Origin of the sequence: Lentzea aerocolonigenes (assembly GCF_000974445.1) — a bacterium.
GTDB lineage: Bacteria > Actinomycetota > Actinomycetes > Mycobacteriales > Pseudonocardiaceae > Lentzea > Lentzea aerocolonigenes.
In genome coordinates this window covers 17422-41137 of record NZ_BBOJ01000020.1, presented here as the reverse complement: position 1 = coordinate 41137, position 23716 = coordinate 17422, and the positions used below count along the sequence as shown (strand labels likewise).

Here is a 23716-nt window from a genome sequence, read left to right as displayed (position 1 = left end):
CGCGCTAACACCGCTCGCGAGCCCGCGGCGCCACCGTCCGCGGCACTGCTGCCTGCGGTACCACTGCTCGCAGTGCCGCCGTCCGCGGGCACTGCTGCCTGCGGCACCACTGCCCGCGGCACCACTGCCCGAGGCGTGACCGTCCGCGGTGCCACTGCCCGCGGCACCGCCGCCCACGAGCGCCACCCAACCCGAAAGGAGCCACCCCCAGCCCTACCGAGCCGAAGCCTTGACCCCTTTCCCCTTGGCCGCAGCCTTGACCGCGATCCCCCGCATGCTCAAGAAGGTGATCCGAGGCTCCTCGAAGTAGTTCCAAGGCCCGGCATCAGCCAACGCCCCCAAAGCCCGGAACTGCCCCACCGCTTCCTCGAACCGCTCCAACTGGATCAACCCGAAAGCCGCATACCCCCGGTCGTTCCGCAGCGCATACGTGTCGGCCCCCTCATCGGCCAGCCGAGACAGCAACGCATCCAGGGAAGCCACAACAGCGGGCAACTTCCAGGCATCGGAGCCGGTGCTCTCGTAGGCGGCCTGCAACGGCAGCGCCAGCAACTTCGGCGACTTGGCCGCCGCCTCCAGAGCGAACTCCAGTGCCAGCTCGTCGGAGCCGTGCCACTTGCGGCACCAGTACTGCAGGGCCTGCATGTGTCCGTTGTGGTGCAACGGGTCGCGCGCCATCAGCTCGGACCAGATCGCGCGGAACTCCTCGTGCTCCACCTGCAGCCCGCGGGCGAGGGTGAGCAAGGTGTTCAACGGCGTCGGGTCGTCGGGCAGGACGGAGGCGGCCACCGTTGCGGCCTCGCGGGCCTCGAACAGGACGCGGTGGAAGCCCTCGAACTGTTCGCGGGTGGTTTCGGAGGCGCTCGCGCTGCCGCGGATGTCCCAGGCCAGGGACACGAGCGACATCGCGTGCACCACCAGCCAGTGCGGGTCGCCTGGGCGGGCGGCTTGCCAGGCGGCCATCCACGTGTCGTCCTTGGCGGCCAGGTCGGCGAGGGCCCACACCACTCGCTGGCGGCGGTCCCAGTCGCCGAGCGTGGTGGTCACCAGGTCGGCGGCGTTCTCCCAGTTGCCGGCTCGGACGTCGTCCTTCACGGCCGACAGGGCCAGGTCCTCGATCGGGGAGGTGGACGTCACCTCGGCGTCGGGGACCAGGCCGTAGCGCTCCGGGTGGGTCTTCGGCAGGACGTGGGCGGCGACCACGTCGGTGGGGAGGTCTTCGATCTCGACGCCCAGGCGCTTGGCCTCGCGCATCAGGCGGACGACGGTGATGAGTTCTTTCGGCTTGAACAGGAGTGAGAGGACCACGGGGTTTCTCCAGGAGCTTTCAGCGCGCGGGGCGGTAGTCGGGGGCCACGCCGGCTGCGGCCAGCGCGTCGCGCAGGGCCTCGGTGCTGCCGGACACGGCGGCGTCCAGGTGTTCGGCCATGTCGAAGTCGTGAGAGGAGGTGACGAACGTGGTTCGTCCCAGCCAGTCGAGCTCCCAGTGGGCGAGGCCCGCGTCGGAGAAGGCCAGTGCCACCAACGCGGAGAGCTCGGGCAGGACTTCGCCCCGGGCCATTTCGCGGCGGGCTCGGGCGCCGGCGGCGCGGTTGCCCGGTTCGAACGAGCCGAGGTCGGCCAGGCGGCCCGCGTCCAGGGCGTCGAGGACCGTGGTGAGGGAGGGCGGCTGGTTCATCGCGGCGGCTGAGGTCTGCAGGAGACGTTCGGTGCCGTGCACCACGCGGGCTCGGGCGCCGATGTGGCCGAGGGTGGCCCAGTCGACGCGTTCCTTCGCGGCCGCGTCGGACACCAGCGAGTTCAGCACCGCGGCGTCGAGCAACGGCATCGGGTCGGCCAGCAGTTCCAGTGCGGGGCGGTCGCCCCAGCCCGACTCGGGTTCCAGGGCCATGGCCTCGATGGCGATGATGCGGTCCTGCAGCGGCGGGTGGGAGTCGTACGGGCCGCGGTCGGGGTCGGACGGGTTCTGGCGGATCTCCTCGAGTTTCTCGTGGAGCTCCGGTGCGGTGCGCAGGCGGGCGAAGCCGTCGAAGAACGTCGTGGGGAGGTAGCCGAGCTCCCACGCGACGGTGAGGTGGCGGTTGGTGAAGAGGTCCCACGCGGCGTCGATCACCGGCAGTTCGCGCAGTGCGGACGCGGCGGCGGACGAGCCGGCGAGGGAGGCCGAGAAGCGGTCGGCGGCGAACTCCTGGCGCCTGCTGATCGCCTGTGAGACGCGGAGGTAGAGCTTGGCGTAGCCGCGGAACAGCTTCGCGATCATGCGCTGGAACCAGTGCTCGACGTCCATGTGGGAGCCGGCGCGCAGCATCGCGTCGCGGCCGGAGACCACGACGCCGGCGAGGCGGGTGTCCTTGTTGGCGTAGTGCCCCAGCTCGTGCGCGAGCACGGCGATGAGTTGCTTCTCGGTCAAGGAGGTGAGCAGGGGAGCACCGATGAACATCCTGCGCTTCATCACGCGCAGGCCCAGGAATCGGGTGTCCTCGGCGACACCGGCGTTCACCGCGGCGAGGATCCGGATCTCGTCCGGCGGGCGGGTGCCGACGTCCGCGGCCAGGCGGCGGACGAGGTCCCACAGCGCCGGTTGCTCCGCGGGCGTGACGAGGGTGCCGGGCACCTCCTCCTGCGCGCGGCGGTCCAGCGACACCAGGCCCTTGGCCAGCGCGAACACCACCGGCACGACGAACAGCGCCAGCTTCAGGCCCACGAACGGCCGGTTGACCAGGGCGTAGGTCTCCAGTGCGAGCAGCCCGCCGATCAACCCGAAGGCGAGCACGTAGAAACCGACCAGCAGTGCGACCGCGATGGCAGCACGAAATGAAACACGCATGAGTAAAGCGACCTTCCCCCAAGCCCCCAGTGCCGCGCAGACGGCAGCAGCACGCAGTGTGCACGATGGACGGTCACGACTCAATCCCGAAAGACGCCGGGCGCGAATGCGCCGCGGGGGTGTCAACCAGTCGATCGGCCAGTCCTCGTACCTCTGCGGGATGACATCAGTGTCGGGACCACCGACCTTCAGACGGAGGTGAGGTGACGCTCGGTGTCCCTACGGTCACTGAGGAAACACCTCATCGAGCAGTGGAGGTAACCCGTGAGAACAGGACAGCGAGGTGCCCGTCGGGGGCTCACCGCGCTCGCACTGTCGGCAGGCCTCGTCACCGCGGCAACGGGGACGACGGCGGTCGCGCACGCGGAGGCGCCGGCGTCGGGAGAGCGCGACCACAGCGTCACGCTGATCACCGGCGACCGGGTGCAGCTGGCGGGCAACCGCGTCGTGCGGTACGTGCCGGGACCGGGCAGGGAGAAGCTCCCCGTGCGCACGTTCACGCGCGACGGGCATCAGCACGTGGTTCCGGCGGACGCGTTGCCGTTGGTGGGCAACGGAAAACTCGACCCGCGGTTGTTCGACGTGACGTCGCTGGCCGAGTTCGGCTACGACGACGCGCGGCGCGGCACCGTGCCTGTGATCGTGCGGCCGGCGGCGGGCGCACGATCGGGCATCACCGCGCTCGACGCCAAGGGATCCGTGGCCGGCCTGGTGACCGGCGCGGTCGCGAAGTCGGGCAGCGCCTGGGAGTCGCTGCGCGGTGGCGCGGTCGAGAAGGTGTGGCTCGACGGCGTCCGCAAGGTGACGCTCGACCGCAGCACCAAGCAGATCGGTGCGCCGCAGGCGTGGCAGGCGGGCGTCACGGGCAAGGGCGTGAAGGTCGCGGTGGTCGACACCGGTGTCGACGAGAAGCACCCGGACCTGCAGGGCAAGCAGATCGCCGAGAAGAACTTCACCGACTCGCCGGACACCACCGACGAGGTCGGGCACGGCACGCACGTCGCGTCGACGATCGCCAGCAAGGGTGAGAAGTACCGCGGCGTCGCGCCGGACGCCGGGATTCTCGACGCCAAGGTCTGCCGTCCGGGCGGGTGCACCGAGTCGGCGATCCTCGGCGGAATGCAGTGGGCCGCCGAGCAGGGTGCGCAGGTCATCAACATGAGCCTGGGCGGCGGCGACTCCGCGGACATCGACCCGCTCGAGGAGGCGGTCAACCGGATCTCGCGCGAGACCGGTGCGCTGTTCGTGATCGCGGCCGGCAACTCGGGCCGCCCGGAGACGATCGGGTCGCCCGGCAGCGCCGAGTCCGCGCTGACCGTCGGTGCGATAGACCGCAACGACGCCATCGCACCGTTCTCCAGCCGCGGCCCGGCCGCGGACGGCGCGGTCAAACCGGACGTCACCGCGCCCGGTGTCGACATCGTGGCGGCCGAGGCCGGTACGCAGGGGCACGTCGCCATGTCCGGCACGTCGATGGCGACGCCGCACGTCGCGGGTGTCGTCGCGCTGCTCAAGCAGCAGCACCCGGACTGGACCGGTGAGCGGCTCAAGGCGACCGTGATGGCGTCGGCGAAGGCGAACCCGGCGCTGACGCCGTTCGACCAGGGCACCGGTCGCGTGGACGTGCCGAAGATGCTGGCGCAGCAGGTGGTCTCGGAGCCCAGCAACATCAACTTCGGCGTGCAGCAGTGGCCCCACGACGACGACCAGAAGGTCGTCCGCGAGGTCACCTACCGCAACGGCGGCAAGGACCCCCTGACGCTCGACCTGACCGCGGACGTCAAGGGACCGGACGGCAAGCCCTCGCCCGCCGGTCTGGTCACGGTGTCCCCGGCGAAGATCACGGTTCCGGCCGGTGGCGAGGCCACCGCGACGATCACGGTCGACACCAAGGTGAACGCGCCCGACGGCGCCTACAGCGGCGCGATCGTCGCGTCGAACGGCCTGCGCACCCTCGTCAGCGTCAACCGCGAGGTCGAGAGCTACGACGTCGGAGTCTCGGTGATCGGCGCCGACGGCAACCCGGCGGACAACCACGACACGATCTTCGTCAACACCAGGACGGGCAAGGCGTATCAGGGAACGGCCAAGAACATCCGGCTGCCCAAGGGCGAGTACCTCGTGGACAGCAGCGTCATCACCCCGGACTTCAAGGTCGCGTTCATGGTGCAGCCGAGGTTCCAGGTGACCGGCAAGGCCTCCACGACGATCGACGCGCGCACCGCCAAGCCGGTCGCGCTCAAGACCCCGGACGCCGCGGCCAAGGGGATCATCGGCACTGTCGTGTTCACCGCGCAGGTGGCGGGCAGTGCGTTCGGCCACGGCTGGGCGTTCTTCGACGGGCTGGCGGGCCGCGTCTCCACCGCCCAGATCGGGTCGGCACCGCAGGACTTCGCGACCACCGTCGCCGAGCAGTTCCAGGGCACGCCACGGGATGAGAAGACACCCGTCAGCTATCGCCTGATGTACTCGCAGAAGGGCATGCCGACCGGCTTCGAGCGCACGGCCAAGGCGAGCGAGCTCGCGGAGATGACGACTGGTTTCCGCTCCGCCGGCGAGGGCGTCAAGCACTCCGCCGCCGCGATGCCGAACCCGGACGACGGCAGCGGTGGTCTCGCCTGGTTCACCCCGATCCCAGAGGGCGGGCGAGGCATCGACCTCGTCAGCACCGCGACCGGCAGGTGGAGCTGGCTCTACGAACGCGTCGGAGCGGACAACAACACCGAGTACCTGATGGAGACCGCGGCCCGTTCCTTCAAGGCGGGCAAGAAGTACTCGCAGACGTTCGGCACCGCGGTCATGGGTCCGTCGGTGCCGGCCGCGCCCAATTTCGGCCTCGCACGGCTGGAGGACCAGATCGCGGTCAGGGTCCCGCTCTTCACCGACGCCAACGGCGGTGAGGGCAGGGCCTTCGGCGGAACGGTGAAGACCTCGTTGTCCTACAACGGCACCAAGGTCGGTGAGTCGGACCGGCCGAGCGTGATCTTCGACGTCCCCGCGGCGGAGGGCTCGTACCGGGCCGAGATGGAGCACAGCCGGACGGCGGAGCTGTCGACGAAGGTGAGCGGTGCCTGGACGTTCAAAGCCAAGCACACCACCGACATCACGCACCTGCCGCTCACTGTCGTCCGCTTCCTGCCCAGGCTCGACGACAAGGACACCGCGCACGGCCGTGTGCTGGTCGTCCCGCTGAAGGTCGAGCAGGCGCAGAACACGCCGAAGGTCAGGCGCACGACCGTCGAGGTGTCGTTCGACGACGGCGCCACGTGGAAGCAGGTGCGGGTGGCCGGCGGCAACGCGATCGTGCCGCACCCGAAAGGCGCGAAGTTCGCCTCGCTGCGCGCCAAGACCACGGACGCGGCGGGCAACACTGGTGAGGTGACGATCATCCGCGCCTACAAGATCGCGGGTTGATCGGGATGCGAGGGCGGGCTCCGGTCCGCCCTCGCGTCCTCCTCACGATCGAACTGAGACGTCCGGCGCGTGGATGTCACGCTCTGTCGCACCCCGCCGAAGGGGTGCCGCCGCGGTCGTTGATCGGGACGCCGCGCCGTGCCGGAGAGGAATCACCTGGCCGGACCAGGCGTGAACACGCGCCCACAAGGGCCGTGTGGAGGCCTCACGACGGCCTCACCACTGCCCCAGGAGGATGATGGTGACAGAACCGACCGTATGAGAAGGCCCACTGGGTAGTCGCCGGGGCGCGCGGATCGTATCCTGGAGGGTGACGTCCCCAGGGTGGGCCGTCCGCCGGGTTCGGCGGAAACCGAGAACACCCGGCGCCCGCGACCGCTGTGCCGGAGGAGGAACGATGCCACTCTCCGAGCACGAGCAGCGACTGCTCGACCAGATCGAGCGCGCGCTCTACGCCGAAGACCCGAAGTTCGCATCCACCGTACGAGGCGCCAAGCTGCGACGGCCGTCCAAGCGGCGCCGCGTGCAAGGCATCGTGTTGTTCGTGGTCGGCGTGGCCGCGCTCATCACCGGCGTGATGCTGCCGCAGCTCGCGATCGCCAGCATTCCCGTGGTGAGCGTCTTCGGCTTCCTGCTCATGTTCTTCGGTGTGCTCATCACCCTGACGACACTGCGTCGTGGTGACCAGGTGGCCGAGGGCGCGCAGGAGGACGGCAAGCCGACGCGCAGCCGCAGCTCGTTCTCCGAACGGATGGAGGAGCGCTTCCGTCGTCGCTTTGACGAGGAGCAGTAAGACCTTCAGACGACCAAGCGATGGGCCCGCCCCCGAGAGGGAGCGGGCCCATCGCTTTGCGTGGGCTTCGGCACCGACTTCGGGAACTCGCTCGCCTGCAGCGACAGCGGAGCGGAGCGTGCTGCCGCGCGGCGGCTAGCCCATCAGGCAGCGTCGGGCGACCAAGCGAAGGGCCCGCCCCCAAGAGGGAGCGGGCCCTTCGCTTCAGGATCGGTTACACCGGTACCGGCTCGCGTTCCTGCGTCTCGGCCACCGGTGCGGGCGTCGGCTTGAGCACCGACTTCGGGAACATCCTCGCCCGCAGCGACAGCGGAGCGTTCTGTCGCAACGACTGTCGCACTGCCGCCAGTGCACCGGGCAGCGACGGGTCTGCGGCCGGGTTCGCGCTGTACCAGGACCGCTCGATCGCCCCGACGACCACGCGCAGGCCGTCCTTGCCCGCGTCGTCCAGGTTGTGCTCACGCGCCAACCGGCGAGCGGCCGCCCTGATCGTCTCGGCCGCGGGCACGGGAGCGCCGCGGTCGATCGACTCCGCCATGAGCTCGCTCCAGGCCGCCGAGGACGCGCCAGGACCGAGGGCCGCCACCGTGTGCAGGCGGTTGTGCCTGCGAACGCCCCGCACGAGCAGAGGCGTCAGGACGACTCCCGCCACCACCAGCACGATCGCGAGCCACCAGGAGAGCAACGCCGCGGCCAGGCCGACGCCGATGAGCCACAACCCGGCCGCGGCCGGTATCAGCAGCTTGCGTGCCCACGAGACGCCGATCAGGCCCGCACTGATCACGCCGAGCAGCCCGAGCACCAGGAACAGCGTCACGAGGAACGCCAGCACCAGCACCACGCCCAGCGCCCACAGGTGCCACGGCTGCGGCCCGGTGCTTCCCGCGTCCGGCAGCGCCTGGCCCTGGTCCGTGCCGTCGGGCGACGCGGACGCCTGGGTCGAGCCGTTCGCGGACGACGTCACCGTCTCGGTCTTCGTCTCCGCGGTCGGCACCTCGTCGCCGCCCTGCGGGGTGTCGCGCAGGTACGGCGGCACGACGCCGCGGCCGTCGGAGATCGGGGTCGGGTCGAAGGTCATCCAGCCGTGGTTCGGGAAGAAGATCTCGACCCACGCGTGCGCGTCGTCCGTGCTGATCACGCGGTAGGAGTTGTCGGCGGACGCGACGCCCGCGGTGAAGCCGATCGCCACGCGCGACGGCAGGCCCACCACGCGGGCCATCACGGCCATCGCGGAGGCGAACTGCTCGCAGTAGCCGATCTTGCCCTTCGTCACGAAGTCGGTCAGCGCGTCCTTGGTGACGTCGCCCTGGGTCTTGAGGTCGTACTTGAAGTCGCTGAGGGGCGAGTTGAAGAACTCGCTGAGCTTGGCGGCCTTGTCGAAGTCGTTGGTGGCGCCCTCCACGATCTTGTTCGAGAGGTCGATCACCTCCTGCTCGACGCCTTCGTACTTGTAGTACTCCTGGTCGACCAGGTTCTTCGGCCCGGAGGCCATCCGCAGCGCCTGCTTGGTCGGCGTCGACAGCACCGTGTCGAGCTCGTAGGGCTCCGGCTCGCGCTCCCGCTGCGTGAAGATCACGCCCTTCTTCGTGTCGAAGCGGTAGTCGTCGTCCGGGGTCTCGATGCGGCGCACGGAGCCGTAGGTCGGCAGCCAGAAGCTCTTCCAGTCGCGCGGCTCGATGTTGATCCGCGTGGTCTTGCCCTCGCCGCGGTCACCCGGCTGCAACGGCAGCTCGCCACGCGCGGGCTGGCCACCGGGGTCGCTGCCGCGTTCCCAGCCCTTGTTCGGCACGTACCTGGCCAGCGTGGACGCCCGCATGTACGTCTGCTCCGGCAGGCCGCGGACGTAGAAGACCTCGGCCGTCCTGCCGCGGTTGAGCATGCCGCGCAACGACGTCATCTCGCTCAGGCCGATGCCGCCCTTGCCGCCGCCACCCGAGCCACCGCCCGGCAGCCTGCCGACCGTGCCGACGATCGTGAAGCCCGCACCGACGATCAACGCGATCACCATCGCGATGCTCGCCACCGTGGTCGCGGAACCGCCGGACCCGCTCGCCGACCCCGACCCGAGCCTGCCCCGCCACGCCTCGTGCCGGTGCTGCCCGTCGACGGCGAGCAGCAGCGCGAACGCCGCGGCGCCCAGGATGAACGTCCAGAACGGCAGCATCTCGTCGGCCAGCGACGCGGGCACCGCGAACACGCACAGCAGCACGAGCCCGGACGCCGCCGGGGCCGCCGCCGCCACGGCCAGCGTGTCCACCAGCACCGCGACCAGTCCGATCGCCAGCACCACGAGCGCCTGGATCGCCGGCGTCGCGTGCACCGGCGGGACCCCGGTCTGCACCTGCGCGACGGACTCCGCGAGCACGTCGCCGAGCTCGCCCAACGCGTCGGGGCCGGGGATGAACAGGAAGATGCCCGACCGCGTGTGCAACGCCGTGAGCAGGCACAACAGCACGAAGACCTGGGCGACGGCGACGAGCGGCGGGGTCAGCCTGGTCGCCCGCAGGAACGCGCCGGTCACGGTGATCGCGACGATCACCACGCCGATGCGCACGAGCCACAGGTCGCCCTCGATCACGCCGGAGAGCGCGGTCGACGCGCACAGCACGGCCAGCGCCGCGATCCACGGCGTCGCCGAGGTGAACCACTCGGGCTCGGTGCTCCTCGACGGAGCGGAACGGGACCCCATCTCAGCCCACCTCCGAGCGAACCGACGGTCCCCGGTTGCCTGCCGAGGCGCACAACTCCTGCCACACCTGCTGCATCGACGCCGACGGCCGTGCGATCGCCACGCCCCAGCCTGCGCCCACCAGCAGCCTCCGCGCGTCCTCGGGATCCGGCGCCGAGGCGTCGGACCCACCGGCCCACGCGTTCACGTCGAGCAGCACGGCCAGGCTGCGCGTGCCGCGCGGCCGGTACCGGATCAGCTCCTCGACCGATGCCGGCGACACGCCACCCAGCACCGCGATGACCTCCTGGCCGGCACCGGGGTCGGTGCCGCCGCTGAGCTCACGCCGGTGCGAGCCCTGCAGCGCCGCCAGCGAGTCCAGCACCACGTGGTCGCTGTGCCCGCCGTCGGACGACCCGCCCGCGAGCACCCGCCCGTCCTCGGAGACCAGGCGCACCTGGTGCCCGAAGTGGTGCAGGTGCAGGCAGATCGACGCCACGAACGAGATCGCCCATTCGAGCGACGCCGTCGGTCCGCTGCCACGGTGCGCGTGCACCCGGTGGTCCAGCAGCACCGTCGTGCCCCCGCGCCACGGGCGTTCCTCGACGCGCACCATCAGCTCGTCGCGCCGCGCCGTGGACCGCCAGTGCACCTTCCGCAGGTCGTCGCCCTGGCGGTACGGGCGCACCACCGCGTCGTCCTCGCCCTGGCCGGCCCGCAACCGCACCGAGCCGTCGTCGCCCGCGCCCATGCCGGAACCGCCGGGCAGACCCGCCAGCCGCACGACCCGCGGCACCACGACCAGCCGAGACCGGCCGGCGAGCTCGCGGTCGAACTCCGCGAGCCCGAACGGGTCGGTGATCCGCGCCATGAGCGGGCCGACCTGCTGGATGCCGCGCATCACCGGCTTGAGCGGGTAGCGCAACGTCGTGGGCGTGTTGCGGGGCAACCGCTCCACCAGGAACCGCGGCCGTGCGCCCAGTGCGTACGGAACTGTGTCCTCCAGCATCAGCCCGCCCGTGGGCAACCTGCCGGTGCTGCGCAGGTCGAGCTTCACCTCGGACGCGGCCCCGACCGGCACGCGGCTCGGCGCGAGGTACCGGGCGGCGCGCAGGCCGACCCGAGCCCTCGTCGCGAGCCACGCGGCCAGCAGGGGCAACGCGATGACGAAGGCCGCGACCCGGAGCAGGTCTCGCTCGTTCAGCACCGCGGCGCACACTCCTGCGGCGAACCCCGCGGCGAGCAAGCATCTTCCGCGTGTGGTCAAACCGGAGAGTGCGGTTCGCATCGTTAGCGTGGCGTCCCTGCGTTGTTGTTGTTCATGCTCCGTACGAACGCGGCACTCGGGTCGAGTGCCGCCGTGGGCACCGGCACCCGCTGCAGCAGCGCCCTGATCAGCTCGGCGGGGGACCGGCGAGCTGCCTGCGCCTCCGCGGTCATCACGAGCCGGTGCGCGAGCACCGGGATCGCGATCGCGTGGATGTCGTCCGGCACCACGAAGTCGCGGCCCGCGAGCGCGGCCTGCGCCCGTGCGGCCCGCACGAGGTGGAGCGTGGACCTCGGCGACGCACCCAGCCGCAGCTCCGGCAGACGACGCGTGGCCGACACCAGCTCGACGGCGTACCGGCGCACCTCGGGGGAGAGGTGCACCCGGCGCACGGCCTCGATCAGCCGCAGGATCTGGGCCGCGTCCGAGACGGGCCGCAGATCGTCGAGCGGGTTGTGGCCCGCGTGCTCGTCGACCATCGCCAGCTCCGCCGCCGGGTCGGGATAGCCGACAGACACGCGCGCGGTGAACCTGTCGCGCTGCGCCTCGGGGAGGGCGTAGGTGCCCTCCATCTCGATCGGGTTCTGCGTCGCGATCACCATGAACGGCGAACCCAGCGGGTACGTGTTCGCGTCGACCGTGACCTGGTGCTCCTCCATGCACTCCAAGAGCGCGGACTGCGTCTTGGGGGAGGCGCGGTTGATCTCGTCGCCGACCACGATGTTCGCGAAGATCGGTCCCGGCCGGAACTCGAAGTCGTTCTCCTGCCGGTTGTAGATGGACGAGCCGGTGATGTCGCTGGGCAACAGGTCCGGCGTGAACTGCACGCGACTCACGGTGCAGTCGATCGAACGGGCAAGCGCTTTCGCCAGTGAGGTCTTGCCGACTCCCGGCACGTCCTCCACGAGCAGGTGCCCCTCGGCGAGCAGCGTGACCAGGGCCAGACGGACCACGTCGGGTTTGCCGACGAGCACCCGTTCGACGTTGGCGGCGATCCGCTGGACGGCGCCGTGCAACTCCCCCAGGACCTGATCGACCGGCGCGTGGCTGTTCGCGCTTGGGCTTCCCGGTGTCACTAAACCTCCAGCAGCCGTGTCCGGAACACGGACGTGTGAGCCTTTCACGCAGTGTGTCAAACCACGGCTAAGTGCCCTACACCTGCGGGCTACATCGGGTTCGCACCACCACTTCCCAGCTTCCCCCACCACCGCGCCTCAACCCCACGTTTTGGCCGAAATTTCTAGGCCGTTCGAGTGGCAAATCAGTCCCCAACCCTCACCCGCGAAGGTGGAGCCTGGCCAAGCTCCCCACCGTCCCCCCACGCCTCCCCACTCGATCTACCTGGGAAAACAGTTCACGGGTTGGTGTGTAAACACCTGTTTCAACGTTGACTGTGGTGAAAAGTGGGGTACTGTGGCGGCCGGTGGGGCAGACGGGGGCTCCACTGCCGGTCTCGTCGCCCGGCAAGGGAGGTGACTGCCGATGTTCCTCGGCACTCACTACCCGCGCCTGGACGACAAAGGTCGGCTGACACTGCCTGCGAAGTTCCGGGACGAACTGGCGGGAGGTCTCATGGTCACCAAAGGCCAGGACCACTGCCTGTACGTGTTCCCCCGGGCTGAGTTCGAGCAGATGGCGAGGAAGGTCGCCGAGGCGCCGTTCACGAACGACGCCGTACGCGCCTATCAGCGGTATCTGTTCGCAGGTACGGACGAGCAGCGTCCGGACGGTCAGGGCCGCGTTCTGATCGCACCGGAACTGCGCCGGTATGCCGGGTTGACCAAGGAGTGCGTGGTCGTCGGCGCGTTCACCAGGTTGGAAATCTGGGACGCGGCGGCCTGGCAGACCTATCTCGAAGAGCACGAGGACGGCTACGCCACGGCTCGCGAGGAGGTCATTCCGGGCGTCTTCTGATGGCGGTCAGCCGAGCAACAGGCCGGATGTTCCACACGCGATTCGGGTGCCGTGAGGCCTCGGTCCGCTCGACTATCGGCCCTGGCGCACCTTCCCCGGCGCCAGGTTCGACGGGCGGGCGGGGACCTGACGTCACCCGAAACGCGCATCAGGGGAGTCGAGGGACGATGGATCAGCCGCGGCACGTTCCGGTGCTGCTGGACCGCGTCCTGGAACTCTTCGCTCCAGCGCTGCACGGCAAGCCCGCGGTCGTCGTCGACACGACGCTCGGGATGGGCGGCCACTCCGACGCGCTGTTGAGCGCCCACCCGGATCTCACGCTCATCGGGCTCGACCGCGACCCCCAGGCCATCGAGATGGCCGGCAAGCGCCTGGCCCGTCACGGTGATCGCGTTCACCTGGTCAACGTCACCTACGACCACATCGACGAAGCCGTGGCGGACCTCGGCTACTCGCACGTGGACGGCGTGCTGATGGACCTCGGCGTGTCCTCGTTGCAGCTGGACGAGGAGGAGCGCGGGTTCGCGTACTCGAAGGACGCTCCGCTCGACATGCGGATGTCCAAGGGCACCGGCATGACGGCGGCGGACGTGCTCAACACGTACTCGCACGGCGACCTCGCGCGGATCCTCTCCACCTACGGCGAGGAGCGGTTCGCGGGCAAGATCGCTTCGGCGGTGCTCAGGGAGCGCGAGAAGGAGCCGTTCACGAACTCCGGGCGGCTCGTCGAGCTGCTCTACAACGTCGTTCCCGCCGCTTCTCGCCGCACGGGCGGGCATCCGGCCAAGCGCACGTTCCAGGCGTTGCGGATCGAGGTCAACGGCGAGCTGGAGTCGTTGCGGCTGGCGTTGCCCGCGGCGTTGGGCGTGCTGGGTGTGGGCGGACGGATCGTCGTGGAGTCCTACCAGTCCCTCGAGGACCGGATGGTGAAGCAGGCGTTCGCGGAACTGGCGAAGTCGAAGACGCCGCCGGGGCTGCCGGTCGAGCTGCCGGGTCACGGGCCCGAGATCAAGTTGCTCACGAAGGGCGCGGAGCTCGCGTCGGAGCAGGAAATCGAGGACAACCCGCGTGCGGCGCCGGTGCGGCTGCGGGCGGCGGAACGGATCGGAGAACCGAGATGACGGCTGCACCCGCGAGGGTCGGTGGGCCGTCGCCCCGCGACCGGTCCAAGAAGAAGGCCGAGGAGCAGGACAAGGCACGGCGGCGGACCGCCGGTGCCGAACGCGCCTACGCCCGGCGGGCCCAGCGCGCCCAGAACCTGCGGGGTGCCGCCGCGGCGCCGCAGCAGAAGCCGGTGTCGAAGGCGCCGTTCGTCGTGCTGGTGATGCTCGTGCTCGGCGCGGGCGTCGCCGGGATCATGTACTTCTCGACCCAGGCCGCCGCCGACACCTACCGCCTGCAGGAGGCGAAGGCCGAGGCGGAGAAGCTGACGTTGCGGATGGAGCAGCTGCGCCGTGAGGTGGCGCTGCTCGAGTCGCCGACGGACCTCGCGCGCAGGGCCACCGAGATGGGCCTCGTCGAGCCGACGAACCCGGCGCGCCTGCGGCAGAACCCGGACGGCTCGATCGAGGAGTTCGGCAAGCCGAGCGCGCCGACCAAGTCGACGCCTCCGCCACCGCCGTCCTCCGAGTCGCCCGTCCCGCCCGCAGGCCAGACACCGCCTGCCGGCAACCAGACCCCTCCGGCGGGTGGCTGATGCCGGGTCCGCAGCAGAGGGGGCCGCGCCGCCCGTTGTCGGTGCGCGGCCCTCGCCCGGCCGCGCGCACGGGTGGCAACAGCCGGGTGCGCATCGCGGTCGGCCGGATCCTGCTGATCGGCGCGTTGCTGATCGCGGGCGTGAAGCTCGTGCAGGTGCAGGGCATCCAGGCCGACGAGCTCGCGGACCAGGCCAAGAAGCAGCGCACCACGCGCCTGAACATCCCCGCCGAGCGCGGTTCGATCCTCGATCGCAACGGCAACCAGCTCGCGTTCTCGATCGAGGTGCGCGCGCTCTACATCCTTCCGCAGCGCGCCCGCAAGACGTGGGACGAGGCCCGCGCGAAGGAGCCGGAGAAGTACCCGCTGTCCTACGACGACCACATGCGCGAGGTCGCGAAGTTCATCTCGTCGACCCTCGGTCCTGAGGTCAACGGCGAGAAGACCGACGAGGAGTCGGTCTACCAGCAGCTCGTGAAGGACATCAGCTACGAGGTCCTGGTGAGCGAGGCCGAGCCGGCCAAGGCCGCCAAGATCGTCGAGAAGTACCCGGCGGAGATCGGCTCGGAGTACCGCTCCAAGCGCATCTACCCGAACGGCGACCTGGCCTCGAACATCATCGGCGCGGCGAACTGGCGCCAGGACGAGAAGCCCCCGACCGTGCAGGGCATCCTCGGCCTGGAGAGCGCCCAGGACAACGTGCTGGCCGGGCGCATGGGCCGCCGCGTCGTCGACACGATGTCCGGCGACGACACGTTGATCATCCCGAACACCGAGCGCGAGCTGGTGAAGCCGCAGCCCGGCAAGAGCCTCGAGCTCACCATCGACATCGACACGCAGTACGCCGTGCAGAGGATGGTCACCGACTACGCCAAGAAGTCGGGTGCCAAGAACGCGTCGGCCGTCGTGCTGGACAGCCGCACCGGCGAGATCGTCGCGATGGCCAACGACAAGACGTACGACCCGACCGACTTCGGCAAGGCGAACGAGGACCAGCTCCGCAACGGCGCGGTCTCCTCCAGCTTCGAGCCCGGTTCGGTCAACAAGATCGTCACGGCCGCGGCGGCCGTTGAGTACGGCCTGTTCAAGCCGGACGACGTGCTGCAGGTGCCGGGTTCGCTCAAGGTCGCGGACCGGGTCATCAGGGACGCGTGGACCCACAACACGGTCCCCATGTCGTTCACCGGTGTCTTCGCCAAGTCGTCCAACGTCGGCACGCTGCTCGCCGCCCAGGAGGTCGGCAAGGAGCGTTACGCCGAGATGCTGCAGAAGTTCGGTCTCGGCCGCCGCACCCAGTCCGGCGTCCCCGCCGAGGAGGCCGGCGTCGTGCCGCCGCTGAACCAGTGGTCCGGCTCGACCTTCGGCAACCTGCCCATCGGCCAGGGCCTCTCGATGACCCTGCTGCAGATGACCGGCATGTACCAGGCCATCGCGAACGACGGCGTGCGCATCCCGCCGCGCCTGATCCGCGCCGAGATCGGCGAGGAGGGCGCGCGCTCGGAGAAGCCGCGCCCGGAAGGCGTGCGCGTGGTGTCGAAGGAGACCGCGAAGACCGTCCGCGACATGTTCCGCTCGGTCACGCAGTCAGACCCGCGTGACCCGAACCAGAACGGCACCGGTGCCAAGGCGGCCATGCCCGGCTACCAGATCGCAGGCAAGACCGGCACGGCCCAGCAGATCGACCCGACCTGCAAGTGCTACTCGCAGTCGCAGTACTGGATCACGTTCGCCGGCATCCTCCCGGCCGACAACCCGCGCTACGTCGTCGGCATCATGCTCGACGCGCCGCACGGCACCCAGTTCAGCGCCTCGGCCGCGCCGCTGTTCCACGACATCGCGACGTTCCTGACCCAGCGGTTCCAGGTGCCGATGTCGGCGGAGCAGACGCCGTTCGTCCAGCTGCAGATGTAGATCATTTCGCGGGGGCGCATTCTTTATGATGCGCCCCCTTCGTGCAAGTGATGTGAGACACGCTCAGGCGTGCACTGTGAGACGATTCCCTGTTCTTCTGGTTAACAGTGAAAATCGTCATATGATCCATTCGTAATGAGACGCATTTCATCACGTCTAATACTTCGAAACCGGAGTGCAGGGCGAGACGGGGTTTGGTGTGCGTTTCTTCGGATATTCGATCTTGGTCGCCGCATTGACGGTGACGCTTGTTCCCGCAGCTCAGGCAGGAGAAGACGCCTGGACTGCCAAGTCGTACTGGCTGCACATGAACAGCACGCCCACGTCTGATGAAATGATCGCCACCGAGGCTGCACGCCGTTCGTACGTGGTGCTCAACGCCTGGGAAACCGATCTTGCCGCGAAGTTCAAGGCAGCCAACCCGAAGATTCAGACGTTCGTTTACAAGGATCTTTCGTCAACGCGTAGTTATGCGTGCACGGACGGTGTCGACGATTCCGCTCTGCCCACCGGTGTCGGTTACTGCGCGGCCGACCCGTCCTGGTTTCTTCTCGACCCGAACGGTCAGCGCCTCTCCTATGACGGCTACGAAGGCCATTGGCAGATGGACGTCGGCAACACCGACTACCAGAACGCCTGGGCCGACAACGTGATCGCGTCGTCGAAGGGGTCGTTCGACGGCGTCTTCATGGACAACGCGCTCTTCGCCTGCGACACCTACCACGAGGGCGTCTGCCCGGCCGCGCACCCGACCGACGAGTCCCTGCGCGACGCCTACCGCTCGATGCTCGCCAACACCCGGCAGAAGTTCGTGGACGCGGGCCTCAAGACCGTCGCGAACATGTCCAACGCCCGCCTCCACGAGGGCGCCTGGGACAGCTACGTCGAGTACCTCGACGGCGGCTTCGACGAGTGGTGGCTGACCTTCAACGACAACGACCTGCTCTCCGAGTACCCGGAGGGCTGGAGCCGCCAGGTCGCCGAGATCACGGCCAACGAGGCCAAGGGCAAGATCACCTGGGTCCAGCCCCACCACAGCGGCGCCGAACAGCCGTTCCGCTACGCCTACGCGAGCTACCTGCTGGCCGCGGGCTCGCACGCGGCGATCTCGGAGATCCAGGAGACCGACCGCTACGACAACGCCTCCCAGTGGCGCGCCGAGTACGACTGGGACCTGGGCGAACCCGCCGGCCCGTACTTCGCCGCGGCCTCGAACGTGTTCCAGCGCGACTTCACGTGCGGCACCGTGATCGTCAACGCGAACAGGACCGGCAGCTCCGCGGTCACCGTGCGGCTCTCCTCGTCGCAGGTCAACGCGGAGGGCTCCACGGTCCGCTCGGTGTCCCTGCCGGGCACTTCGGGAGCCGTGCTGCGCAAGAAGTCCTGCTAGGCCCACCGGGGGTGTTGCCCGGTGATGCCCCAGACCAGCTGCTCGATCGGGTCGGGGTCGGCCGTCCGCATGTCGACGGTCGACCACACCCGCAGGAAGCCGGGCAGTTCCGGTTCGTTCTCGGTGCCTTCGAGGATCACCGGGATGACCCGCCGGCTCCTGTTGCGCGCGGACCAGTCGTTGATGAGCTCCATCTCGGCCTCGTGCCACGGCCCCGGCCCGGCTGGCCCGATGAGCACGGCCGCCGACCGGCTCTTCGCGATCCCGTCGGCCATCTCCTGCTGCCACCGTGAGCCGGGCGGGATGTCGTGGATGTCGAGCCACGGCAGGATGCCGCGTTCGTGCAGCTCGTGGACGATCTTGAGCACCGCGGGCTTGTCCTTGACGTTGTGGCACAGGAAGACGTCGTAGTCGCCGGCTTCGCGCTTGCCCTTCAGGGTCGTGGCGGCGACGTCCTGGTCCCGCTGGGCGTTGGCGTTGGAGTTCATCTCCGCGACCGCCGGCCGCACGTCGGGCTGCTCGTCGTCGGTGATCGGGATGATCGCGTCGCAGATCTGGCAGGCCACCGTGGTCAGCCCGCGGCCGAGCCGGCGCCGCACGACCTCGTCGTCGATCGCGTAGTCGCACACCTTGCACCTGCGCACCCGGCGCACGACGACGCTGCCGGCGCGTTGCTCCAGGTGCTCGGCGACGTAGGCCTCGAACTGCCGCCGGACGATCGGCTGGACCTGCTCGTCGTGGAAGACCACCAGCTCGCCCCTGCCCTCCGCGATCTCGCGGATCGCGATCCCGCACGTTCCTCCGGTGTCCGGCCGATAGGTGGCGGAGTTGTGCCACATCTCGTCCTTCTTGAAGAACCTCGAGTGCGACAGCCGCACGGCGAGCGTCGAGTAGATCGAGGCCAGGTCGCCGTCGAACGTGAACACCACGTCCTGGCCGGGCACCTTCGGCGCGTCCGGACGCTCCCTGGTGAACTGCGACGGGAAGATCAGGTCGACCTCCTTGTCGGTGACCTCCTTCAGCGCGATCTCGCGCCGCAGCAGTTCCTCCACGACCGTGATCAGCAGGATCCGTTCCTGCTGCCGGTTGTCCAGCCGTTCGGACTCCGGCATCCGGAACGTGCCGGCGAGCGCGTCGGACTCCGGCACGAAACCGAGCCCGTCCGGCTCGTCCTTCGCCGCCTGCACCAGTGACGACACGTAGGCGTCCAGGAGCTCGGGCCGCAGCAGGACGTAGTCGCCGAACGCCATGCGCCGGATGACACCGATGCTCTCCAGCCGGCCGAGACAGGCGGTGAACTTGTCGATCAGGTCCTCGGCCGGCGTCTCGTCCTGCTGGACGCGGCGGAAGCTGTGCAGCAGGTCGTCCACAGTGGACAGGATGCGGCCCTGCCGCTTCTCCTCCAGCACGAAGTCCTTGATCGACTGGAACAACGCCGTGGAGCTGACCACCGGCATCGCGTCCCAGTCGATCGCCTCACGGGCCCTGCGGACCAGCTCGTCGACGCCCCACCCCTCCTTCGCGCTGGTCTCGACGAACCCGTCGAACCCGTACTGCCGCACGGCCTGCTCGATCCGGGCGGTGCCCACTGCCGTGCCACCGCGGTCGGTTCTCGCGGCGACCAGGTACGCGCGGAGACGGCCGGCCGTCGCACCGTCGAGCCTGCGCGCCTGGGCGAGTGCGCGGCTCCAGTACTGCACCCCGGCGAACGGGTCCGTCTCGCTGCGCGCGTCGAACACCACCAGCGCCACCGCGACCTCGTTGAGGTGCAGCTGGTGCACCATCCGGTAGCCGGGCTGGCCGGCGAGGTCCCACAGCAGCGTTTCCCTGGTCTGGACGTCACCGGACGGCGTCGTCTCGATGGACTTCTCGAACGTCCACACGTTGCGCCCGTGCGTCGAGTCGGTCGGTGCGAACGGCTGGCCGCTCATCACCAGCCCCAGCCCCGACTTGCCCACACCGGTGTCGCCGACCAGCACGATCTTGGCGTTGGCGTACTTGCGCGACGTCCGCGCGGCGCCGATCGTGCCGAGCACCCGCGGGTCGAAGCGGACGATGTCGACGGTGTTGCCGTCCTTGATCGCCAGCAGCGGCTCGGTGGGGTGGAAGGCGAGCCCGCCTCTGCCGCTGATCTCCCTGCGGGCCAGCACCGCCACGCACTGCCAGTCCTCACAGCGCCAGATCCGGACGGTGTTGTCCTCGGACAACGATCCGAGGAAGTCACCGTTCGGGGAGAACCTGACGCAGCTGACGAATTTGGTGTGTCCTTCGAGCATCGTCGCGCCGCCGCCGGTGTGCACGGGGATGATGGCGATGTCGGAGCTGGCAGGCGAGGTGAACGCGACCAGGCTTTGCCTGCCATCCCGCACGAAGACGTCGCGCGCGTGCATGCCGTAGCTGGTCACCGGCGCCGGGCCGCCGTTCGCGGGAGCGGTGACCACGGTGCCGCCGGCGGCGACCCAGATGTCGTCGCCGTCGCGCGACCAGCGAGGCCTCAGGAGGTACGACTGGTGGTCGAGGTCGTCGAACGACGTCACCGTTCGCCGCTCGCCGGTGGTGACGTCGACGGTCGACAGAGCTCTGGTGCTGAACACGGCGAGCGATCCGCCGTCCGGTGACCAGGCGATCCGGCTGCGCCGCCCGACCTCGCACAGTTCGCGCGTCGTCCCGTCCTCGAACCGAGTGATCATCACGTGACGTGATCCACCGTTCCGCGGCCGTTGCACGACCGCGGCGACCGGGCGGGTCGGGTGCCAGTCGACGTCGGCGATGCCGGCGAGTTCGCCGATGACGTGCGGCGGCACGTTCTCTGCGACCCGCCAGCACACGACTGAGTCGCCGCCGTAGCTCGTGGTGAGCAACCGGCCGTCGGACGACCAGGTGACCTGGGTGACCGGACGGTCTCCGGCGGTCAGCCCGCGGTGGACGAACTCGACTCCTGCGGGCAGGCCGTCGGGATCGAGCTTCGCTTCGGACGTCGCACGGGACGGGCGTCGCGCGAACCCGATGTCGTCGGAGGAGATCAAGGCCTGGAGCGAACGGTGGGCCATGGCGTCCAACCCCGTCGACCACAGCTCGATCAAGGCGCCTGCCTGGTCGCCTGCGATGCGCGTACTCTCGCCGACCGGCTGTGTGAACAGCCGTAGCAGAACGAGGTTCGCCGTGTAGGCGGCGGCGGAACGGATCTGGTCGGGCGGGGTTGGCCGGTAGTCCGGGTAGCGGCCCGTGGTGGTCCGGGTGCGATGTCCGGCGAGCAGATCGTCGAGGGTTCGCTCCAGCTCGGCCGGTGCCTCCTCCAGGAGCTGCCGCACGAAGGTGAGCGTTGCTGGACGGAGTGACAGGGGTGCGTGCGAGAGCAGCGTGAAAAGCAGCTCGTCGTCGTGTTCGCGCAACGTCCTGGCGAGCACGTCCGCGATCAGGTACTCGGCGAACGTCGCGGGCTGCTGGTCGAGGTCGCGCAGGACGGACTCGACCGCGCTCAGGTCGGTGTGGCCGAGTGCGGTGAGATCGGCACGGAGCTCCTCTGGGGAGATCGGCCGCCAACCGCGGTTGAGCATCCCCAGCGCGGCGACTCCCGGCGCGAAGTCCCGGGCGGCCGGATCGGTCAGCTGCCGCGTGAGCATCGTCAACTGGAACGGGTTCCGCGCAAGCTCGGGATGTGCCAGTGCGGCTTCGAGCGTCATGGGACGTCGTCCAGTACCTGCCGTCGCCCGGTTCCACTGCTCGACCCAGCGGCCGATCTGCGCCTCGTCGAAGTCCGCGAGCAGCGCGACCGGTGTGTCGTCAGGGATGAGCAGGTGATCCAGGTACGACGTCCGGCAGGTGGCGACGACCGCCACCTGATGCCTTGTGCGCTGGAACCGGAGGACGTCATCGAGGTAGTACCGCGACGTGGAGGTCCGCGACATCTCGTCCAGGCCGTCCAGGACGACGACGCAGGGCTCGTCGCGGAGATCGCTCCAGCGGATCTGGCCGTCGGTCTGATGCTGCAACTCCTCGTTGATGTTCAGGTCCACGGGGGTGTCCGACCTGGTCATCCGCATGGGCACGCGTACGACGACGTGGTCGGTGTCGAACTCGCGGGCGGCGAGGACCTTCGCCAACGCTGATTTGCCCGAGCCTGGTCCGCCGACGACCAGCAGGGGCAGCCGGTAGGCGTCGGGGCTGGCGAGATGGGCCGCGAGCATCTGGTCCAGGTCGTGCCGCAGCCGCGTTTCCGACGACCACCAGCTCTCGTCGATCAACCTCGTCAGCGGACTCGCCACCGCCAGGCGGTGGTCGGGCGTGACGTAGAGGTCGGCGAGCGGAGGCAGGCCCGGGCCGTTCGGCAACGGGTCGTGCAGCACCGCCTGATTGGTCCTGTGCAAGATCGTGTGGGCGTCGGTCGCGGCCCCGGAGACAGTGGACGACTCACGCTTCATGCCGGCCCATGTCGCGAACTCGCCAACGTCGGCCGCCAACATGCGGAAGTCCACCTCGAACCGGAGGAGCACGTACCGCACGAAGGCGGGTTCCAGCAGCACCTCGCTGCCGCTGTGAGGGCTCGTCCTCTGCAGAATGTGGTGAACGCGCGCACCACGATGAGTCACCCACCTGCTGATGGCGCTGAGGTTGCGCGTATAGGGGCGGGTGATGGACGGCGTGGGCATCTCGTCCGAGTACAGGTAAGAGATGAACGAATGGTCTTCCTGTTGCCAATTGCGCTTGTCCAGCTGAAGTTCGTGCGTGAGGACTCTGCTGACCGTCTCGAAGAACACCGACGCCACCAGCACCGTGTGCACGGCGACGATGGGATCGAGACGCTCCCGCCTGGTCATGGTGGGCAGCTGTGCGACCACCTGCGCCAGCCGGTCCCGGATCAGTTTCGGCGCCTCGCCGCCGTCGATCCACCCGTACAGCCCGTACATCGACGTCTGGATCGAGGTACCCGACAACACGCGGCCCAGCAGCCGGTCGACCGCCTCCAGCCACGCCTCGTCGTCCTGCGCGAGGGTCAGCAGGGCGCCTCGGAGCGTCGTCGCGTCAACAGGCGGCATCGGCACAGGCTAAAGACTTCGTGCGCGACCGAACGAGACTTCGGTTACGGCATCACCCGATCGTCGTGAAGCGGCTCAGGCCGAGCCACCAGCACAGGACAAGAGGCGTGGTACAGCGCCGCGCGGGTGATCAGCCCGACACCGTCGTTCTGCCCACCGCGACCGACGACCACGATGTCGGAGTCCAAAGAGGCCAGAGCCTCGTGCGGATGGCGGGACTCCACGAGGACCTCGGGCGTCAGCTCCGGGGCCGTGGTGCGCAAGAACAACACGGCGCGGCGGACCGCGGCCTCGTCGCGGGGCACCGCGACGCCGTGCTGGGCCGGCGGGTGGACGTGGAGGAGCCTCAACGACGCTCGGCGGGTGCGGCAGAGCTCGACCGCGCGCCGCAGCACGACCGGGTCCTCGCACCCGCCGACGGCGGCGGTGATCCAGCCGTACTCGCCACGGATCGCCGGGGGTCGTCCGCGCACCACTACGACTCCGCACCGCGCGCGGCGCAACACCGGGAGGACGAGGGAGCCCAGACCCAGGCTGCGGTGCTGTTCGCCCTTGCACCCCAAGACCAAGGTCGCGCTGGAGTCCGACGCCCTCACCAGTGCGGCCACCGGGTCGTCACCGCTCGGGCGGAAGTGGGCGGTGAGCATCGGGAGTCGTTCCAGGACTCGCTGGACCGTCGTGTCGCCGGGGTCCGCGAGGTAGACCTGGAGGTCCGTCCTGAGCGACCACGCGTGGCGCGCGGCCCACTCGAAAGCGTGATACGCGGATTCGGAAGTGTCGACCCCTACCGTCACGGAACGA

Annotated in this window: 14 protein-coding genes; 7 read left to right on the top strand and 7 right to left on the bottom strand. The window is 69.4% G+C overall.

The window, feature by feature from the left end; genetic code table 11:
* Positions 1-213 precede the first annotated feature (213 nt).
* A complete protein-coding gene (locus tag AOM45_RS34295; protein ID WP_051784403.1) occupies positions 214-1308 on the bottom strand; it encodes a DUF4034 domain-containing protein in 1095 nt (364 codons plus the stop codon).
* A 19-nt stretch (positions 1309-1327) separates the two neighbouring features.
* Positions 1328-2827 (bottom strand): M48 family metalloprotease, encoded by a 1500-nt coding sequence (locus tag AOM45_RS34290; RefSeq protein WP_030471826.1) that lies wholly within the window; start codon positions 2825-2827, stop codon positions 1328-1330.
* 264 nt (positions 2828-3091) lie between these two features.
* Here AOM45_RS34290 and AOM45_RS34285 point away from each other — a divergent pair, with 264 nt between their 5' ends.
* A complete protein-coding gene (locus tag AOM45_RS34285) occupies positions 3092-6241 on the top strand; it encodes a S8 family peptidase (RefSeq protein WP_030471827.1) in 3150 nt (1049 codons plus the stop codon).
* Between the two features lie 397 nt (positions 6242-6638).
* Positions 6639-7034, top strand: a complete 396-nt coding sequence (locus tag AOM45_RS34280; protein WP_030471828.1) for an SCO2097 family morphological protein — start codon at positions 6639-6641, stop codon at positions 7032-7034.
* A 214-nt stretch (positions 7035-7248) separates the two neighbouring features.
* Here AOM45_RS34280 and AOM45_RS34275 read toward each other — a convergent pair whose 3' ends face one another.
* Genes AOM45_RS34275 through AOM45_RS34265 form a run of 3 tightly spaced genes read right to left on the bottom strand, consistent with a single transcriptional unit; the run spans position 7249 to position 12045 of the window.
* The gene (locus AOM45_RS34275) at positions 7249-9723 is read right to left on the bottom strand and encodes a transglutaminase TgpA family protein (RefSeq protein ID WP_051784404.1); all 2475 of its coding nucleotides are present in this window, start codon (positions 9721-9723) and stop codon (positions 7249-7251) included.
* Between the two features lies 1 nt (position 9724).
* On the bottom strand, positions 9725-10990 hold the full coding sequence (locus AOM45_RS34270; protein WP_030471830.1) for a DUF58 domain-containing protein: 1266 nt from the start codon (positions 10988-10990) through the stop codon (positions 9725-9727).
* Between the two features lie 2 nt (positions 10991-10992).
* Positions 10993-12045, bottom strand: a complete 1053-nt coding sequence (locus AOM45_RS34265; protein WP_372497488.1) for an AAA family ATPase — start codon at positions 12043-12045, stop codon at positions 10993-10995.
* 406 nt (positions 12046-12451) lie between these two features.
* On the opposite strand from AOM45_RS34265, the gene mraZ reads away from it, so the two are divergent.
* The 5 genes from mraZ (at position 12452) to AOM45_RS34240 (ending at position 17879) form a co-directional block, all read left to right on the top strand.
* Complete coding sequence (gene mraZ, locus AOM45_RS34260) at positions 12452-12883, top strand: division/cell wall cluster transcriptional repressor MraZ (protein ID WP_030471832.1); 432 nt, start codon at positions 12452-12454, stop codon at positions 12881-12883.
* 167 nt (positions 12884-13050) lie between these two features.
* Entirely contained in the window at positions 13051-14004 is a 954-nt protein-coding gene (rsmH, locus tag AOM45_RS34255) for a 16S rRNA (cytosine(1402)-N(4))-methyltransferase RsmH (RefSeq protein WP_030471833.1), read from the top strand.
* Complete coding sequence (gene ftsL / locus AOM45_RS34250) at positions 14001-14579, top strand: cell division protein FtsL (protein WP_051784405.1); 579 nt, start codon at positions 14001-14003, stop codon at positions 14577-14579. The genes rsmH and ftsL overlap by 4 nt, the downstream gene beginning before the upstream one ends.
* Complete coding sequence (locus tag AOM45_RS34245) at positions 14579-16489, top strand: peptidoglycan D,D-transpeptidase FtsI family protein (protein WP_030471835.1); 1911 nt, start codon at positions 14579-14581, stop codon at positions 16487-16489. Before ftsL ends, AOM45_RS34245 begins: the two co-directional genes overlap by 1 nt.
* Before the next feature lie 334 nt (positions 16490-16823).
* A complete protein-coding gene (locus AOM45_RS34240) occupies positions 16824-17879 on the top strand; it encodes a putative glycoside hydrolase (RefSeq protein ID WP_030471836.1) in 1056 nt (351 codons plus the stop codon).
* Here the strand turns inward: AOM45_RS34240 and AOM45_RS34235 are convergent.
* Together AOM45_RS34235 and AOM45_RS34230 are read right to left on the bottom strand one after the other, a co-directional pair.
* Positions 17876-22915: an NACHT N-terminal helical domain 7-containing protein gene (locus AOM45_RS34235; RefSeq protein WP_156094240.1), complete on the bottom strand. Its 5040-nt coding sequence runs from the start codon at positions 22913-22915 to the stop codon at positions 17876-17878. The genes AOM45_RS34240 and AOM45_RS34235 overlap by 4 nt on opposite strands.
* 44 nt (positions 22916-22959) lie before the next feature.
* On the bottom strand, positions 22960-23709 hold the full coding sequence (locus tag AOM45_RS34230; protein WP_030471838.1) for a universal stress protein: 750 nt from the start codon (positions 23707-23709) through the stop codon (positions 22960-22962).
* Positions 23710-23716: the final 7 nt, after the last annotated feature.